This window comes from Lacrimispora sp. (genome assembly GCF_047605665.1).
Taxonomy (GTDB): domain Bacteria; phylum Bacillota; class Clostridia; order Lachnospirales; family Lachnospiraceae; genus Lacrimispora.
Map to the genome: position 1 here is coordinate 33,585 of NZ_JASGFH010000028.1, position 16,791 is coordinate 50,375.

Genomic DNA, 16,791 nt, shown 5'->3' on the forward strand with positions numbered 1-16,791 from the left:
AGAGGTATCCTATGAAACTGTCTTATCCTGTTGCCGTACCTGATGCCGGCGTGAAGGTGATGGCATGGTGTGATGAATTTGAAACTGTTTTTTATCAATTAAAGAAAATGGGTTATGAAGGAATTGAACTTCTGGTCAGAGATCCGCAGACAGTGGATATCAGTCTGCTGGACAGGCTGTTAGAGGATAATGGGCTCGTTTTGTCAGCTATTGGAACGACTCCAATGCAAACGAAAGATGGGCTGTTTCTAATGCATCAGGAGGAGGCTGTCCGCCAAGAGGCGTTAAAACGGCTGTATCAACTGATTGAACTGGCGGCTCATTACCAAACCTCGGTTTTAGTTGGGAAATATCGCGGGATGACGGGAGAAGAATATTATGTCAGTCTGCCTTATTTAAAGGAAGTATTAGAAGGAGCCTGTAACACTGCATTGTCTTATGGTGTAGATTTATACTTAGAGCCGCAAAGTTCAGGCAATATTAATAATTTAAATACAGTGGCGCAGACACTTGAATGGACCCGGCTTTGTGGATGCAGTAACTTAAAAATATTGGCTGATGTTTACCATATGTCAATAACGGAGCCGGATACAGGCCATTCAATTAAATCCATGGGCAATGCTTTGGGTATGGTGCATATGTCGGACAGCGACCGTCTGATTCCGGGTTGTGGGCAGCTTGAACTTGATAAAGTTATGAAAGAGTTAAGAGATATTAATTTTCGGGGATTTGTATCAATGGAGATCAAGCAACAGCCAGACAGCAAAACGGCAGCGCAGAAATCTGCAGAATATTTACTTAAATGTATTGGAGAAAAAAGATGAAGAGAATTGCTTTAATCAGTATTACCATAAATTCAGTTAAACCAATGACCGATTATTTATTATCAAAACCGGATATTGCAGTTATTAATTATCTGGATGGTTATCTGAGTGAAAAAATAGAAAAAGAGGGCGGCATTACCGATGAAACAATGGGGCGAATGCTGCATCTGCTGGCAGCAGCATGCCGGGATGGAGCGGATGGCGTCATATTGACCTGTACCGTATTCTCTCCTTATGCCGACATGTTTCAAAAATTATTTTCCGTTCCTGTAATTGGAGCGGATACGGCAATGTTTGATCAAGTGGGGAAAATTGGGGGAAGTACAGCGCTGTTGTGTACGTTTGAGTCTACTTTAACACCATCCAAAAGACAATTATCTGAACAGTACTTAAAATATAACAAGAAAGAACAGATTGAAATTGTCTGGTTAAAGGAAGCTTACGAAGCAATACAGCAGCAGAATTTAAAGAAACATAATGACCTGATTATAAAGCAGGTTCAACAGATGGATGGCAGCTATGATAATATTGTGCTGGCTCAGATTTCTATGGCTGGAGCAGCTAATGGGCTGATGCTTAATAAATCCAGGCTGTTTACCAGTCCTCAGGCGGCTTATGAACAGTTGCTGGAACTGATGAAATAGGAGGAGAGAAACATGAACAATACCGTAAAATTAGGATGCATTGCTGATGATTTTACCGGTGCAAGTGATGCCGCCTCTTTTTTGGTGAAGGGCGGCATACGGGTGTTGTTAGTGAGTGAAATCCCGGATATTGATATTGACCTCGATGGATTTGATGCAGTTGTAATTGCATTGAAAACCAGGACAATGGAAAGATCACGAGCAGTTAAAGATACACTTGCTGCGGTTTCCTGGCTGAAAGGAAAGGGGGTGCAGCAGTTATATTTTAAATATTGCTCTACTTTTGACTCCACCCCAAAAGGAAACATTGGCCCTGCAGCGGATGCGATATTAGAATACTGTGATACACCGTATACCATTTTATGTCCAGCATTGCCGGTCAATAAAAGGACAGTCCTGGATGGCAGGCTGTATGTTAATGGTGTTTTACTTCATGAAAGTCCAATGAAAAATCATCCGCTGACACCAATGTGGGCGGCAGATATTGCTGAGCTTATGGAACCCCAGAGCCAATACCCCTGTATGAAACTTTCTATTGATATGTTACATAAACCGGTGGCAGAAATTCATAAGGTGATCAGTGATTTTGGAGAAGGGAAAGAGCATTTTTATGTAATTCCCGATTTTGTATGTTCAGAGGATGCTGTAAGAATCGTGGAAGTATTTGGGGGATTGCCATTTTTAACCGGAGGCTCTGGCATTATGGAAGCGTTAGGACAAATGTATGCTGGAATGGGGAAATTTGATGATTTCACAGAGGCTGGAACAGATGGGAAGGGATTGATTTTGTCTGGCAGTTGTTCGACAGCGACACTTTCGCAAGTCCGTTACTTCATTAATAATGGTGGGAAAGCCATAAAAATGGAGCCAATGAAATTGTTGGAGAAGCGTCAGAGTGTTGATGATTTGTGGCATGAAGTTGAGGCGGCAGAAGATGAGGCAATATTGATTTATAGTTCAGATGAAGCTGATGAAGTGAAAAGTGTCCAAAAAGCGGGGCGTGAGCAGATAGCAGAATTACTGGAACAGACAACCGCTGAGTTGGCTTATAGGGCTATACAGGCGGGGTATACCAGAATTGTCGTAGCAGGAGGTGAAACCTCTGGTGCAGTTACCAAGAGGCTGGGCTTTTCTGCTTATCAAATATCTGAGAGCGTAGCACCGGGTGTACCGGTTATGATACCGTTAGATAATCCGGAAATCAGACTGGTTCTTAAGTCCGGTAATTTTGGTCAGGAAGATTTTTTTGAACGAGCCATTAAAATGACAGGAAGGTGAATGGAATGGATCAAAATTTAGATACTAAAATAGCTGAAGCAATCTGGATAGGTAAGAGTTTGTTTGACAGGGGGAAAACATCCGGATCATCAGCTAATTTGAGTTTTCGGCATGATAATTATATTTATATAACTGGCAGCAATACCTGTTTTGGCAATCTGGATTCAACAAGTTTTGGCATTGTGGATATGGAAGGTAACTACGTAAGTGGCATTGCTCCCAGCAAGGAACTTCCCCTGCACTTCATGTTATATAAAAGAAGTGATAAAGTTCAGGCAGTAATCCATACACACAGCTTTTACAGTATCCTGTGGTCCTGCTTAGAACATGAGTGCGAGGAGGATTGTATTCCAGCTTATACCCCTTATCTGAAAATGAAATTGGGCACAGTAGGTCTGATTCCCTATGCCAAGCCGGGGAGCGAGGAATTATTTGACTCTTTTGCAGCGCGCATGGATAAAAGCAATGGATATTTGCTGAGAAATCATGGACCGGTAGTGGCGGATAAGGATTTAATGTCAGCATTTTATTGTTTGGAAGAACTGGAGGAAAGTGCTCGTGTGGCATGGGAATTGACTGGTAAGGCAGATGTTACGAGAATAATAAAGGGATAAGCCAAGAAGTATTTCCCGGCATTATTGAGTTAAAAAGCAAATCTAAGAAGCAAAGCTATTGTCTTTCCCTGTTCTTGACTTCTGCCGGAATTTGTTCTAGTATTAAACAGAAATGCAACCTTAAGACAGGAGAATATCGTGAGATGAACAAAAAAGAAGCCAATGAAATAAAGAAACTTTTTACTCCGGCTGGCTGTGCCATCACCCGGATCTGCGGCTGTTATGTGGATGCGGAAAAGAATAAAAGAACAGAGCTGAAAGAAGCGTTTTTATCTCTTCCGGAGGAAGAGGCATTTAAATATTTTACCATTTTCAGAAACGGGCTGTCAGGAACCATCGGAAAGAACCTGATCAATATGGAATTCCCTTTACATACAGAGGCAGAAGGAGGGACCCAGGAGTTTCTTTTAAAGCTTCGGGACAGCCAGTTAAAGGACGACGCCCTGATTGAAGAATTTTACGACAAGGTGATCGCAGGCTATGATTACGGTGAAAATTATTATATTATCCTGAACCATTGTGCATACGACATTCCTGCCAAATCCACTGACGGCATAGAGATGTTTGACGCCTCTGATTTTGTCTATGAATTCATCCAGTGCACCATTTGTCCTGTCAAGCTGTCAAAGGCCGGTCTTTGCTACAATTCAGAGACGAATGCCATTGAAAACCGCAGCAGGGACTGGCTGGTGGAAGCCCCGGACACCGGATTTTTATTCCCGGCCTTTACGGACCGGAACACAGACATCCACAGCCTTTTGTTCTATTCTAAGAATCCGGAGCAGATGCCGGAGAGCCTGATTGATGAACTGTTAGGCTGCGTTATCCCCATGTCTGCCAAAAGCCAGAAGGAGATATTTCAGGCCATTGTGGAAGAGACTTTGGGAGAAAACTGCGACTTTGAAACAGTCAAGAATCTTCATGAGAATTTGAATGAGATATTGGAAGAGACAAAAGATGAACCGGCTCCCTTTACTCTGGATCAGTATCAGATGAAAAAGCTTCTGGAGAATAACGGAGCCAGCCAGGAAAAGCTGGAGGAATTTGACCAGCGCTTTGGAGATGGGGAAGATGGACAAAAGCCTGCTTTTATCGCTGCCAATGTGGTCAATACCAAAAGCTTTGAGATTAAAACCCCTGATGTGAGCATAAAGGTGTCACCGGATAAGACTCATCTGGTGGAAAACCGGATGATTGACGGGCGTCCATGTATTGTAATCGGCATCAGTGAACATGTGGAAATCAACGGCATCACTGTAAGGCCTATTGGAGCAGAAAAAATGATGGAGCCGGAAGAGTAAAAAACTGCGGATTTTAAAGTGTAAACTGGAAACAAGATGCAGGCTGGAACAAAGATGCAGACCAGAACAAAGATACAGGCTCGAACAGAAAGGAAATGACAGTGGCAGACAGAACATTTGGCTGGATACAGGAGGCCTATACTCTGGGAAATTTAAAAAATGTGGTATCCGTATTCGTACCGGATTCAGAAATCAACCGGACCCTGCGCCTGGATAAAATCCCCAGGCTCATATCGGAGAAGGATGGGCGAGAGGAATTCATACGGGAATTGAGCGGAACGGAAATTGTCATTCCATATATCCATTTAAAGGGAAAGGGGAGGCCTGCAGGCCATACCAGAAGCAGCGCTCCCTGTTCCGGGATCATCCAGGCCGTTCTGCCGGGGCAGAGGAAGGAATACCAGAGCGACTGGCCTGCTGATTCTTTCTTAAGGTGGGCGGTCAGCATCGGTTTTCTGGATTATGACCGGGATAAGGATGTCTGTTTTCTGTCTCCCTTAGGCTTTCAGTACGCCCAGGCTCTGCCGGAAAGCGAAGAGGAGAAGGAAGTATTAAAAACTGCCCTTCTTTCCTATCCTCCGGTGTGCCGGGTGCTGTCTCTTTTGGGCGAAGAAGGCCATCTGACCAAGTTTGAGATGGGAGCCAGGCTGGGATTCATCGGAGAGGCCGGCTTCACCTCCATTCCCCAGCCCATGATCCTTCAGGGGTTAGAGGAAGCAAAAACCAGGGAGGATAAGGCAAAACTTCTCCAGGATACGGAAGGAACCAGCGACAAATACGTCCGTACCATATGCAGTTGGCTCATACAGATGGGCTGGGTCAATAAGGTAGAGAAAGAAGTGACAGCCCGCATTGGAAGCAGGAATTATACCGGAATTATCCCTCAGTCCTATCAGCTGACTTTAAAAGGCAGGACCATTTTAAAGCATGTCAGAGGAATTTCCCGGTTTCCCCGGCTTCCCAAACGGGTCATGTGGGATATGCTGGCGACCAAGGCAGGAGACCGGGACTATCTGCGCAGCCGGAGAGCCCGCATCCTAAAATATCTGGAGGGAACCTGCCGTTCTGCGGAGAAGGTGAAGGAGTACTTAAAAGAGGCGGGCATGGAGGAAGAGGCAGAAACCATTCTCGATGACATCCGAAGCTTTGAACACATCGGCCTCAACGTGAAAAAGAGCGGGGATACCTACGGAATTATGGATGAAATAACAGGACTTGAGCTGCCTTGCGCAGACAAGGGAACAATTCCTGTAAAATCAGAGGTATCCATATGCAAGGATTACTTAAGAACTCATCTCACCCATGTAGACCATAAGTATCTGGTGCTTCTGGACTTAGGCTATGACGGCAATTCAGACCGGGACTACGAAATACAGACAGCCCAGCTTTTAACGGCAGAACTGGATTTTCAGGGAGCCAGGCTGGGGGATACGAGAAAGCCGGATGTCTGCGTCTATTATGGAAAGGACGGGCTGATTATTGACAATAAAGCTTATGGAAAGGGGTATTCCCTTCCCATCAAGCAGGCCGATGAGATGTACCGCTACATAGAAGAAAACAAAGAGCGCAATGAAATGCTCAATCCAAACAAGTGGTGGGAGATATTTGACGTATCAGTGACCCGTTATCACTTTGCCTTTATCTCCGGGGCATTTACAGGAGGATTTAAGGACAGGCTGAACAATATTTCCATGCGTTCCGGAATCTGCGGATCAGTCATCAACTCCATGAACCTTCTCTTAATGGCAGAGGAACTGAAATCCGGGCGTCTGGGCTATGAGGAATGCTTTGCCCTGTTTGACTGCAATGATGAGATCACATTCCGCAACTCTGCTCCGATTCCATGGTAATCCGGCAAAACAGCCGTAAAATAAATGATTCGTGAATTCAATTTTTGAGCTTATTCAAAACTCCGGCAATGGTTGTTTTGAATGAGCTCTTTTTTTAATCTCCATCTTAATGCAATCTTCATGTTGTGGATTTTATCCAAACACCCCCTTAATTCCAAAGGATATATACTTAGACCAACAACTCCTCATCCTGTTCTGCTTTACAAAAGGCAGCCCGGTCCCCTCAGAGTGAAGGAGTTGCAAGAGGATACCTGATGGTAGGAGACTGTATTAAAGGAGAGAATGGATAACAGCGATGGATACCAACTTACATGAAATACAAAACATACAAAAGCTCGGCATTTCTGAGGTCTACAGTGCATTGGAAACAGGAGCCGGGGGTTTATCAGCAGCCGAAGCTGAGACACGGCTGAAACAATTCGGAAAAAACATTTTGAAAGAAAAAAAAGGAAGGCCCTTTATTTGGAAATTTCTTTCTAATTTCACCCATCTGATGGCAGTCCTTTTGTGGGGTGCAGGACTTGTGGCATTGATGGCAAAGATTCCTGAGCTGGCGATTGCCATCTGGATGGTCAATGTCATCAACGGAACGTTCAGCTTCTGGCAGGAATTCCGCGCCGGAAAAGCAACAGAAGCATTAAAAAAACTGCTGCCCGATTATGTCCGCGTGCTGCGGGATGGGCAGGAACAGCGGCTTCTTGCAGAAGAACTGATTCCCGGCGATGTGATGCTGCTGTCTGAAGGTGACCGGATTTCAGCAGATGCCCGTCTTGTGGAAGACAATGACTTACGGGTCAATCAATCCACCCTGACGGGAGAATCAAATCCCATTTATAAAAGCAGCGATGAGGTGCTTCGTGATGACCTCTCCCGGTCTGAACAGCCCAATATGGTGTTTGCGGGAACCACTGTTTCATCAGGAACGGGCCGGGCAGTGGTTTATGCCACAGGAATGGAAACAGAGTTCGGAAAGATCGCCAGTCTGACTCAAAGCCTTAAGGATGAGCCCAGCCCCTTGCAAAGGGAGATGGGGAAGCTGACCAAAAGAGTTTCTGTCATTTCTGTCAGCATTGGAGTGATTTTCTTTGTTCTGGCTATTTTCCTGGCGAAAACAGAGCCGGTAGCTGCCTTTATTTTTGCCCTGGGAATGATTGTTGCATTTATTCCGGAAGGGCTTTTGCCCACAGTTACCCTGTCACTGGCTATGGGCGTTCAGCGTATGGCTAAGAGAAATGCGCTGATCAAACGATTATCTGCCGTAGAAACACTGGGCTGTACCACGGTCATCTGTACCGACAAGACCGGTACACTGACCCAGAATGAAATGACGGTCAGCAGCCTCTGGATGGACGGAAGGCATATGGAAGTCACAGGCGTAGGGTATGATGCTTCAAAAGGAAAAATCCTGGAAAATGGTCAGCCGGTGCCTCAAAGCAATAAAGAACTTTCAGAACTGCTCACTGGCGCAGGCTTGTGCTGCAATGCACGTCTGCTGGACCCCAACGAGGAGTCCCCCCGTTTTACGGTCCTTGGAGACCCGACAGAGGCAGCCCTGCTTGTGCTGGCCCAGAAAAACGGGCTGAATTTAGATGAAATAAGCGCCCGGATTCCACGGCTTCGCGAGCTGCCTTTTGACTCAGAGCGAAAGCGTATGAGCACCATCCACCAGACCTCAGGAAGAAACCGCCTTGTCTATGTGAAAGGTGCGCCTAAAGAGGTGCTGGAGCTCTGTACACGCAGAAACCATGGAGGAGAAATCCTTCCCATGAGTGAACAGGTACGGGAAGAGATCATGTCTGTCAATGACGGATACGCAAGAAACGGCCTGCGGGTTCTGGCTGTGGCAATGCGAACTCTGACCCCAGAAACAGCCCTTTCTGCCAGCCTTGGCGCATGGACACCGGAACTGATTGAACAGGATTTAACCTTTTTAGGCCTTATCGCCATGGTTGACCCGCCCCGTCCCGAAGTATCAGAGGCGGTGAAGAAATGCCACCATGCCGGAATCAGAATCATCATGATAACCGGTGACTACGGCCTGACGGCAGAAAGCATCGCGCGCCGGATCGGCATTGTAACAGGAGATCATCCCCGTATTATTACAGGAATCGAACTGGAAAAAATGAGCCAGGAGGACTTGGAAAAGTCTCTGGAAGATGAAGTTCTTTTTGCCCGTGTAGCTCCCCATCAAAAGCTCCAGGTGGTCAGCGCTCTTCAGGATATGGAGGAGATCGTGGCTGTTACGGGAGATGGGGTCAATGATTCCCCTGCATTAAAAAAGGCGGATATCGGTGTTGCCATGGGTATTTCAGGTACAGATGTGGCAAAGGAAGCTGCCGACATGATCCTGACAGATGATAATTTTGCCTCTATTGTCAATGCGATTGAGGAAGGAAGAGCCGTTTATAACAATATCCGGAAGTTCGTATTATATATTTTCAACAGCAATATGGCAGCAGCAGTGCCTATGGTGCTGTACCTGTTTTCAAGGGGAGCCATTCCTCTGCCTCTCACCATTATGCAGGTTCTGGCTATTGACCTTGGAACAGACATGGTTCCTGCCATGGGACTGGGAGCAGAGGTTCCCGAAGCCGGCATTATGAATGTGCCGCCCCGCTCCAGGAAGGAATCCCTGTTAAACCGTTCTTTGATTCTGCGGGCATTCTGCTGGTATGGGCTCATTGAGGCAGGATTTGGAACAGCGGCTTACTTTTTCCTAAACTACTTACATGGCTGGCCCCAGGTGTCACTCGCTTCAACGGGAACCGTGTATCAGATGGCCACTGCCATGACCTTTGCAGCCATCGTGCTCGCCCAGGTCGGAGCAGTCTTCGCCTGCCGTACAGACCGGATTTCAGTCTTTAAGATCGGACTGCTGAGCAACAAGCTGATCCTGGTGGGAATCGGAGTTGAATTCGCTCTTTTGGCCCTGCTGGTTTACCTGCCTATTCCATTTTTACACGATTTGTTCAATACCGCTCCCTTAAGATGGAGGGAATGGGCGTTCTTAATAGGAATTCCTCCGGTGATGCTGCTTTTGGATGAACTGCGCAAAGGGTTCTTAAGAAGCAGGGACCGGCAAAAAACAGGCATAAAACATGAATTAAAAGGAGATGGTGTGTGATGAAAATAATTATTGTCGGATGCGGGCGAAATGGCTCCGGTCTCGCCCAGGCGCTGAGTAAAAGCGGTCATTCAATAACAGTCATTGATTCGGATGCAGATGCGTTCCAGCACTTAGGGACTGATTTTAAAGGAACCGTCATAGAGGGTGTGGGCTTTGACCGGGAGGTGCTGTTGAAAGCGGAAATTGAGCGGACCGATGCTCTGGCCGCTTTTACCTCCAGCGATGAATCCAATGCGGTCATAGCCCGGATCGCACGGGAAATCTACCATGTGCCCAATGTTGTGGCAAGGCTTTATGACCGGAAAAAGGCAGAAATTTACAAGAGGCTGGGGGTGCAGACCTTATCCTCAACCACATGGGGCATCAAGAGGGCGGCAGATATTCTCTGCTATTCCCCTCTCAATGCGGTTTTCAGCTTTGGAAACGGAGATGCAGAGCTGGTGAAGATAGAAATCCCGTCCCTGATGGCCGGGCGCAAGGTCGATGATCTGACGGTGCTGGGAGATATTCACGTAGTTGCCATTGAACGGGGCAATAAGACAATTCTCCCCACAGCAGGAACCATTTTTAAACGCAAAGATATGCTCTATATTGCCGCAATGACGGAATCCAGCGGACAACTGAAAAAAATGCTGGGCTTAAGCGGCGGAAGGGGGATGTGAACATGAAAGTGATTATTGCAGGAGGAGGCCAGGTCGGTTCATATCTGGCGTCACTTCTTATAGAGCGGGGCCATGAGGTACAGGTGATAGAAGCCAGGGAAGGGCGAATTGATGTGTTAAAAAGAAGCCTTCCCGAAGATACTATTATATATGGAGACGGAACATCCCCTGAAGTGCTGGAATCGGCGGGAATTCATCATACGGATGTTGTGGCCGCGGTTACAGGCTCTGATGAGACCAACCTTGTGATTGGGACCCTGGCCCGTTTGGAATATGGCGTCCGCCGTGTCATAGGGCGCGTGAACAATCCTAAAAATGCATGGCTCTTTACCCCTATGATGGGCGTGGATGCTGCCCTGAACCAGGCTGATTTAATGGCGCGGCTGGTAGCGGAAGAGATGTCCATGGGGGATATGATGACCCTGCTCAAGCTCCACGGAGGCAAGTATTCTCTGGTGGAGCACATGGTGGAACAGGGCTCCTCAGTGGCGGGAAAAGCGCTGCGTGACATCAAGCTGCCTTTGGAATGTGTGCTGGTTGCGGTAATCCGCGATTCCCAGCTTTTAATTCCGCGGGGAGATTCGGTTTTGATGGCAGGAGATAAGGTCATCGCCATCACCCATATGAGCCAGCTTCAAAACCTGGAGGATATTCTGGGGGCAGGAGTATAGCATAAGCGGGCGGCTGGCCGGAAACGGGAAATCGGATAATCCTTGACTTTTGTATTGTTTCGTGCTTAATTTAATCTTAAAATGCAGTTTTATCCAGGAGGTGCTTTTATGGCTGTCCGAGAAACGGATTCCGACCGGCTGTTAAAACAGCTTTCCCCTGTTCCCGAAGAAAAGAGTCAGGGAAAGCTCAGAATTTATTTTGGCTATGCAGCCGGTGTGGGGAAAACCTACGCAATGCTCAGTGATGCCCATGAGGCACAAAATGACGGAGTTGATGTAGCAGTGGGGTATATTGAACCCCACATCCGCCCGGAAACAGCAGCGCTTTTAGATGGAATGGAATTATTAGCTCCTCTGGAAACAGAGCATAACGGAGCTGTTTTATATGAATTTGATCTGGACCGGGCTATCAGGAGAAAGCCCCAGCTTATTTTGGTTGATGAGCTGGCACACACCAATGTTCCGGGCCGCCGCCATAAAAAGCGGTATCAGGAGGTAGAAGAACTCCTGCGTGCCGGAATCGATGTTTATACAACCGTTAATGTCCAGCATATTGAAAGCTTAAATGATGTGGTTGCCTCCATCACGGGAATTTCTGTTCAGGAGCGGATTCCTGACAGTGTGTTTGATGGGGCCGACCAGATCGAGCTGGTGGATATTGAGCCCGACGATCTGATGGAGCGACTCCATAAGGGCAAGATTTACAGCGAGGAACAGAATCAAAGGGCGCTTATGGATTTCTTTACAAAAGAAAAACTGGATGCCCTTCGGGAAATCACGCTGCGCCGGACAGCAGATCAGGTCAACAGGGTGGCAGTGCAAAATCAGGAGTCCTCCCAGGGCGGCGGCAATTATGTCAATGAGCACATTTTGGTCTGCCTGTCCTCGGCCCCCTCCAATGGGAGAGTCATCCGCGCGGCAGCGAGAATGGCCGATGCCTTTCATGGAACATTTACAGGCCTTTTTGTGGAAACGCCGGAGACAAAGGAGTTAACCGGTAAAAATATGGATATGCTGCGGGAAAACATCAGGCTGGCTGAACAACTGGGTGCACAGATTGCGACGGTGTACGGGGAGGATATTCCGGGCCAGATTGCAGGGTATGCCACTGCAAGCCGGGTTTCAAAAATCGTCATGGGGCGTTCAAACCATGGAAAAAGGCTGTTTTATAAGACTAATTTCGTGGACTTACTCACCACTCTGGCGCCCAACCTTGACATCTATATCATTCCTGATACCCAGCCGTCGGCCCGCACCGCTGTGCCTAAATTTATAAAGCCGCCGGAGCTGTCACTGGCTGATGCGGTGAAATCCGTGGGCATATTGTTTCTCGTCACCTTAATCGGCTTATGGTTTGATTCCCTGGGCTTTAGTGAATCGAATATTATTACCGTATATATTTTGGGCGTACTGTTAAATGCCATGGTCACAAGGGGGAAATTATGCAGTGCGTTGTCCTCCTTAATTGGCGTGCTGGTGTTTAATTACTTCTTTACAGAACCGCATTTTTCCCTGAAAGCTTATAATTCAGGCTATCCTGTCACTTTTTTGATCATGCTGTCAGCTTCCTTCATCACCAGCACGCTGACAAAGCAGGTGAAAGAACAGGCTTACCGGTCTGCTGAAAAGGCTTACCGTACAGAAGTTTTGCTGGAAACCAGCCGGAAGCTGCAGCAGGCAGAAAACCAAAGGGAGATTTTAAATGAGACGGCCCATCAGATGATCAAGCTGCTGGACAGAACGGTCATATTTTACTCCACAGATGAGAACACCCTGTCTCAGCCCCTCATTTTCCCAAAGGAAGGAGCGGGTGATGACCTGAAAAAATATGCTGGTCCAGAGGAGAGGGAAGCAGCCCGGTGGGTCTATAAAAACAACAAACGTGCCGGAGCCGGAACCAATACGTTTTCGGAGGCAAAGTGCATGTACCTTGCGGTGCGGGGAACCGGTACTGTGCTCGCTGTTGCGGGAATTGTGATGGAAGGGGAGCCGGCCCTGGAGACATTTGAAAAGAGCCTGATGATCGCCATGCTGGGAGACTGCGCCCTGGCGCTTGAGAAAGAACAGCTCAGTGAGAAACAGAAGCAGATTTCCATGCAGATGCATCAGGAACAGCTTCGGGCCAATCTGCTTCGGGCCATTTCCCATGATCTGCGGACTCCCCTTACCAGCATTTCCGGAAATGCCGGAATCCTTATGGGAAATTCGGCAGTGCTCAGTGAAAAGCAGAAAAGAGAGCTTTATACGGATATTTATGACGATTCCATGTGGCTGATCAATCTGGTGGAAAATCTCCTGTCCATTACCCGGATTGAAGATGGGAAAATAAACCTGAATCTGCAGTCGGAACTGCTGGAAGAGGTCATTGCAGAAGCGTTGCTTCACGTCAGCAGGGAAAGCGAAAAACACCGTATCGAAACCGTATTAAAGGATGATCTCCTCATGGCAAAAATGGATTTGAGGCTCATCATCCAGGTGATCATTAACATTGTGGATAATGCCATCAAATATACTCCTCCAGGTTCAAGCATTACGATCTTGGCAAAGCGTGATAAACAATCCGTTTTGGTGGAGATCGCAGATGACGGTCCGGGAATAGGAGAGGAAGCCAAGGCGAGGCTGTTTGACATGTTTTATACGGCAGACAACGTCCGGGGAGACGGGCGCCGCGGTCTGGGGCTGGGACTTTTTTTATGCAAATCGATTATCCACGCCCATGGGGGAACCATATATGTAAAAGATAATATTCCGAAGGGGACAGTATTTTGCTTTACCCTGCAGGCAGAGGAGGTGAATGTTGGTGAATAAACCACTGATTTTAGTCGTAGAGGACGATAAGGCAGTCCGGAAATTAATTACCACCACCCTGGAAACACAGGGATTCCAATATCATACGGCACAAACCGGAGAAGCGTCGATTCTGGAGGCAGTCTCTAACCAGCCGGATATTATCATTCTGGATTTGGGGCTGCCGGATATGGATGGCATCGACATCATCAAAAAAGTGCGCACATGGTCTAATGTTCCCATTATTGTGGTCAGTGCCCGCAGTGAGGACCGGGATAAAATTGACGCTCTTGATGCCGGTGCGGATGATTATCTGACAAAACCTTTCAGCGTTGAGGAGCTTCTGGCAAGGCTTCGTGTGAGCCTGCGCCGAATCCGCTATGACAGCGACAAGCTGCTTAAGGACTCCACTGTTTTTACAAACGGCAGCCTTAAAATTGACTATGCCGCAGGCTGTACCTGGCTCAATGGGGAAGAGGTTCACTTAACTCCCATTGAGTATAAGCTGCTGTGCCTCCTGGCCAAGAATGTGGGAAAGGTTCTCACTCATAATTATATTCTGCATGAGATTTGGGGCAGCTACACCAACGATATTCCTGCGCTGCGGGTCTTCATGGCAACGCTGCGCAAAAAAATTGAGGAAGATTCCTCCCAGCCTAAATATATCCAGACCCATATCGGCGTTGGGTACCGCATGCTGCGGGTTCCAGAGGACGGGAAATCCATTTAACCGTGTTTACACGGAAAAAAGCAGTTGAAACGGAGCGTTTATGCGCCTTTTCAACTGCTTTTCTTTTTAAGGTGCAGTGACCAGATCATCTAAAGATTTAAACTGATATCCCATTTCCTCCCATTTAGTCAGGAGCTCATCAAGGACCTGGGCATTGGTGCGGGAGGTGCTGTGAAGAAGTACAATAGCGCCGGGGTGGATTCTTCCGATCAGCTTTTTAAAGGCATCTTCCTTGGAAGGCTGTTTATCCACGTACCAGTCCACATAAGCCAGGCTCCAGAAAAATGTTTTATATCCCATATCCTTTGCCATCTGCAAATTGGTCTCACTGTATTTTCCCTGAGGAGGGCGGTAGTATTTCTTCATAGGCTTTCCGGTTGTCTGTTCGAACAGCGTCTCTAAATCCTTCAGTTCCTTTTCAAAGGCCTCCTTTGAAGAAATCTTGGACATATCGGGATGGTGGAAGGTGTGATTGCCTACGGTATGGCCTTCGTCAACCATTCGCTTGACCAGTTCCGGGGATGTTTCTATGTAATTTCCTACCACGAAAAAGGCTGCGGTTGCGTTGTGCTTTTTCAGTGCGTCCAGAATGGGTGCAGTGTTTCCGTTTTCATATCCTGCATCAAAGGTCAGATAGAGGATTTTTTCGGGAGTTTTTGCAGCATAGAAGGCGTCAAACTGCCGTAAATAGTCCATGGTCGCATTGGCTACCGGCGGCTGTCCTTCCTGCTGGAAGCTCAATCCCCAGCTTCCTTCTGAGGCCGTTTCCACGGTCTTGTAATGCCCGGTTATCATCGCAGTGAGATGCCCGGCCAGAAAGGCGCAGAGAAAAAGAAGAAATACTTTAATTGCGTATTTTCCTCCATCAGGGGAGACAGAAAAGTTTCTGATTTTTTCTGCAAACTTGAATTTTTGCAAAAATTTCATGTTTTTGACTCCGTTATATCGTTTGTTTCAAGATATGAGTCCTGTGTCTGTCCCTATTCAAAAAGGTTATGATTCCCTGATAGTAGTTCCTGCCTGCCCTTCCAGACTGGCTTTCGCCTGCTCTAAAGATGTAATAATAGCCTTCCGGTTTCTGCCGTAGAGGAGAAAATCGGCAGCAGCTTCGATTTTCGGAAGCATGGAAGCGAACTCAAACTGTCCGGTTTCTATATAAGCCCTGGCTTCCTCTAAATTCATGGAACTGATGGGCTGTTCCTCCGGTGTGCCAAAGTTTAAGGTGACACTGTCAACGCTGGTGAGGATCATCAGGACATCAGCGTCAATTTCCTTCGCCAAAAGCCCGGCAGCCCGGTCCTTTTCAATGATTGCGCTGGCTCCTTTTAAGTTATATCCCTGTTCCATAACGGGAATACCGCCCCCGCCGCAGGCAATGACGATCTGGTCTGCATCCATAACAGCCTTTATAACGTCAATTTCCACAATAGCCACCGGCTTTGGAGAAGCCACCACCCGCTGAAACCCTTTCCCAGGAATTTCCTCTACATAATTACCCTTTTCTTCCTCTTCCCTGGCATCTTCCTCTGACATAAGGCGGCCCACCGGCTTCATGGGAGTGTAGAAAGCCTCATCGTAAGGATTTACCATCATCTGCGTCAAAATCGTAGCCACCGGCTTATAAATTCCGCGCTTCATAAGCTCGGCCCGGATGCCGTTTTGAAGATCATAACCGATATAGCCCTGGCTCATGGCAGAGCAGACAGACATGGGAGCAGAAGTATAACCGTCGTGAAGTTTTCCAAACTCATTCATAGCCGTATGAATCATACCCACCTGAGGAGCATTACTGTGGGTAACGGCCACCTGCCAGCCGGATTCAATAAAATCGGCGATCACCTTAGCCGTTTCAGCCACCCTTTTTTTCTGTTCCGGAAGATTAGTCCCCAAAGCCCGATGCCCCAACGCCAAAACAATCCGCTTTTTCGCCATATCAGTCACCTCTCATTTTCGTAGATTTGTGAGTAAAAGTATAAGAATATTATATAATTGGGAGGTAAAAATAGCAATAGAATTTGAAACAGGGAAAGAATAAGAAAAAATTTAGAAAAATTTAGATGGATTTAAGGAAATTTAAGTAGATATATGAGAGGGGGGAGGGTATAATGTTCATACAAGCAATGAGCAGTGCGAACCGGAAAGTGGAAGCTTTTTTTTTCGTTGTGCTCGCACATAAGAAAAAAAAAGCTTCCACTTTCCGGTTCATAGGGCGAATGCCCGTGAGCCCGCAAATCCGTAGGATTTGCGGGCTGCACTGCGGACTAACGGATCACCCCCCCAAAAAAAAAACAAAAAGAAAGAAG

General features: G+C 47.1%; 14 protein-coding genes. 12 read left to right on the top strand and 2 right to left on the bottom strand.

Annotated elements, in window-relative coordinates; genetic code table 11:
• Positions 1-11: 11 nt before the first annotated feature.
• The 11 genes from QM657_RS18275 to QM657_RS18325 all read left to right on the top strand — a co-directional run bounded on the left by QM657_RS18275 (position 12) and on the right by QM657_RS18325 (position 14,488).
• On the top strand, positions 12-824 hold the full coding sequence (locus QM657_RS18275) for a sugar phosphate isomerase/epimerase family protein (protein WP_415068137.1): 813 nt from the start codon (positions 12-14) through the stop codon (positions 822-824).
• Positions 821-1,468 carry an aspartate/glutamate racemase family protein gene (locus tag QM657_RS18280; protein ID WP_415068138.1) on the top strand — a complete coding sequence of 216 codons (648 nt, stop codon included), beginning with the start codon at positions 821-823 and terminating at the stop codon, positions 1,466-1,468. The genes QM657_RS18275 and QM657_RS18280 overlap by 4 nt, the downstream gene beginning before the upstream one ends.
• Positions 1,469-1,480: 12 nt before the next feature.
• Complete coding sequence (gene otnK / locus QM657_RS18285) at positions 1,481-2,746, top strand: 3-oxo-tetronate kinase (protein WP_415068139.1); 1,266 nt, start codon at positions 1,481-1,483, stop codon at positions 2,744-2,746.
• A 5-nt stretch (positions 2,747-2,751) separates the two neighbouring features.
• On the top strand, positions 2,752-3,360 hold the full coding sequence (locus QM657_RS18290) for a class II aldolase/adducin family protein (protein WP_415068140.1): 609 nt from the start codon (positions 2,752-2,754) through the stop codon (positions 3,358-3,360).
• Positions 3,361-3,503: 143 nt separating this feature from the next.
• Entirely contained in the window at positions 3,504-4,661 is a 1,158-nt protein-coding gene (locus QM657_RS18295; protein ID WP_415068141.1) for a DUF4317 domain-containing protein, read from the top strand.
• 101 nt (positions 4,662-4,762) lie between these two features.
• Positions 4,763-6,511 carry a restriction endonuclease FokI C-terminal domain-containing protein gene (locus tag QM657_RS18300; protein ID WP_415068142.1) on the top strand — a complete coding sequence of 583 codons (1,749 nt, stop codon included), beginning with the start codon at positions 4,763-4,765 and terminating at the stop codon, positions 6,509-6,511.
• A 295-nt stretch (positions 6,512-6,806) separates the two neighbouring features.
• Entirely contained in the window at positions 6,807-9,635 is a 2,829-nt protein-coding gene (locus QM657_RS18305) for a cation-translocating P-type ATPase (protein ID WP_415068143.1), read from the top strand.
• Positions 9,635-10,300 carry a potassium channel family protein gene (locus QM657_RS18310; protein WP_415068144.1) on the top strand — a complete coding sequence of 222 codons (666 nt, stop codon included), beginning with the start codon at positions 9,635-9,637 and terminating at the stop codon, positions 10,298-10,300. The genes QM657_RS18305 and QM657_RS18310 overlap by 1 nt, the downstream gene beginning before the upstream one ends.
• 2 nt (positions 10,301-10,302) lie before the next feature.
• Complete coding sequence (locus QM657_RS18315; protein ID WP_415068145.1) at positions 10,303-10,971, top strand: potassium channel family protein; 669 nt, start codon at positions 10,303-10,305, stop codon at positions 10,969-10,971.
• A 108-nt stretch (positions 10,972-11,079) separates the two neighbouring features.
• Positions 11,080-13,779: a DUF4118 domain-containing protein gene (locus QM657_RS18320; RefSeq protein WP_415068146.1), complete on the top strand. Its 2,700-nt coding sequence runs from the start codon at positions 11,080-11,082 to the stop codon at positions 13,777-13,779.
• Positions 13,772-14,488, top strand: a complete 717-nt coding sequence (locus tag QM657_RS18325; RefSeq protein WP_415068147.1) for a response regulator — start codon at positions 13,772-13,774, stop codon at positions 14,486-14,488. The genes QM657_RS18320 and QM657_RS18325 overlap by 8 nt, the downstream gene beginning before the upstream one ends.
• Positions 14,489-14,554: 66 nt before the next feature.
• Here QM657_RS18325 and pdaA read toward each other — a convergent pair whose 3' ends face one another.
• Complete coding sequence (gene pdaA, locus QM657_RS18330; RefSeq protein WP_415068148.1) at positions 14,555-15,415, bottom strand: delta-lactam-biosynthetic de-N-acetylase; 861 nt, start codon at positions 15,413-15,415, stop codon at positions 14,555-14,557.
• 66 nt (positions 15,416-15,481) lie between these two features.
• Positions 15,482-16,420 (bottom strand): carbamate kinase, encoded by a 939-nt coding sequence (gene arcC, locus QM657_RS18335; RefSeq protein WP_415068149.1) that lies wholly within the window; start codon positions 16,418-16,420, stop codon positions 15,482-15,484.
• Positions 16,421-16,593: 173 nt separating this feature from the next.
• On the opposite strand from arcC, the gene QM657_RS18340 reads away from it, so the two are divergent.
• The coding region (locus QM657_RS18340) for a hypothetical protein (RefSeq protein WP_415068150.1) at positions 16,594-16,791 on the top strand (198 nt) is incomplete at its 3' end.

What these genes read in the sequence shown, in the direction of transcription:
- otnK (WP_415068139.1), top strand. Translation starts at nt 1,481, where the DNA reads ATGAACAATACCGTAAAATTAGGATGCATTGCTGATGATTTTACCGGT.
- QM657_RS18275 (WP_415068137.1), top strand. Translation starts at nt 12, where the DNA reads ATGAAACTGTCTTATCCTGTTGCCGTACCTGATGCCGGCGTGAAGGTG.
- QM657_RS18315 (WP_415068145.1), top strand. Translation starts at nt 10,303, where the DNA reads ATGAAAGTGATTATTGCAGGAGGAGGCCAGGTCGGTTCATATCTGGCG.
- QM657_RS18310 (WP_415068144.1), top strand. Translation starts at nt 9,635, where the DNA reads ATGAAAATAATTATTGTCGGATGCGGGCGAAATGGCTCCGGTCTCGCC.
- QM657_RS18280 (WP_415068138.1), top strand. Translation starts at nt 821, where the DNA reads ATGAAGAGAATTGCTTTAATCAGTATTACCATAAATTCAGTTAAACCA.
- arcC (WP_415068149.1), bottom strand. Translation starts at nt 16,420, where the DNA reads ATGGCGAAAAAGCGGATTGTTTTGGCGTTGGGGCATCGGGCTTTGGGG.
- QM657_RS18290 (WP_415068140.1), top strand. Translation starts at nt 2,752, where the DNA reads ATGGATCAAAATTTAGATACTAAAATAGCTGAAGCAATCTGGATAGGT.
- QM657_RS18305 (WP_415068143.1), top strand. Translation starts at nt 6,807, where the DNA reads ATGGATACCAACTTACATGAAATACAAAACATACAAAAGCTCGGCATT.
- QM657_RS18295 (WP_415068141.1), top strand. Translation starts at nt 3,504, where the DNA reads ATGAACAAAAAAGAAGCCAATGAAATAAAGAAACTTTTTACTCCGGCT.
- QM657_RS18320 (WP_415068146.1), top strand. Translation starts at nt 11,080, where the DNA reads ATGGCTGTCCGAGAAACGGATTCCGACCGGCTGTTAAAACAGCTTTCC.
- pdaA (WP_415068148.1), bottom strand. Translation starts at nt 15,415, where the DNA reads ATGAAATTTTTGCAAAAATTCAAGTTTGCAGAAAAAATCAGAAACTTT.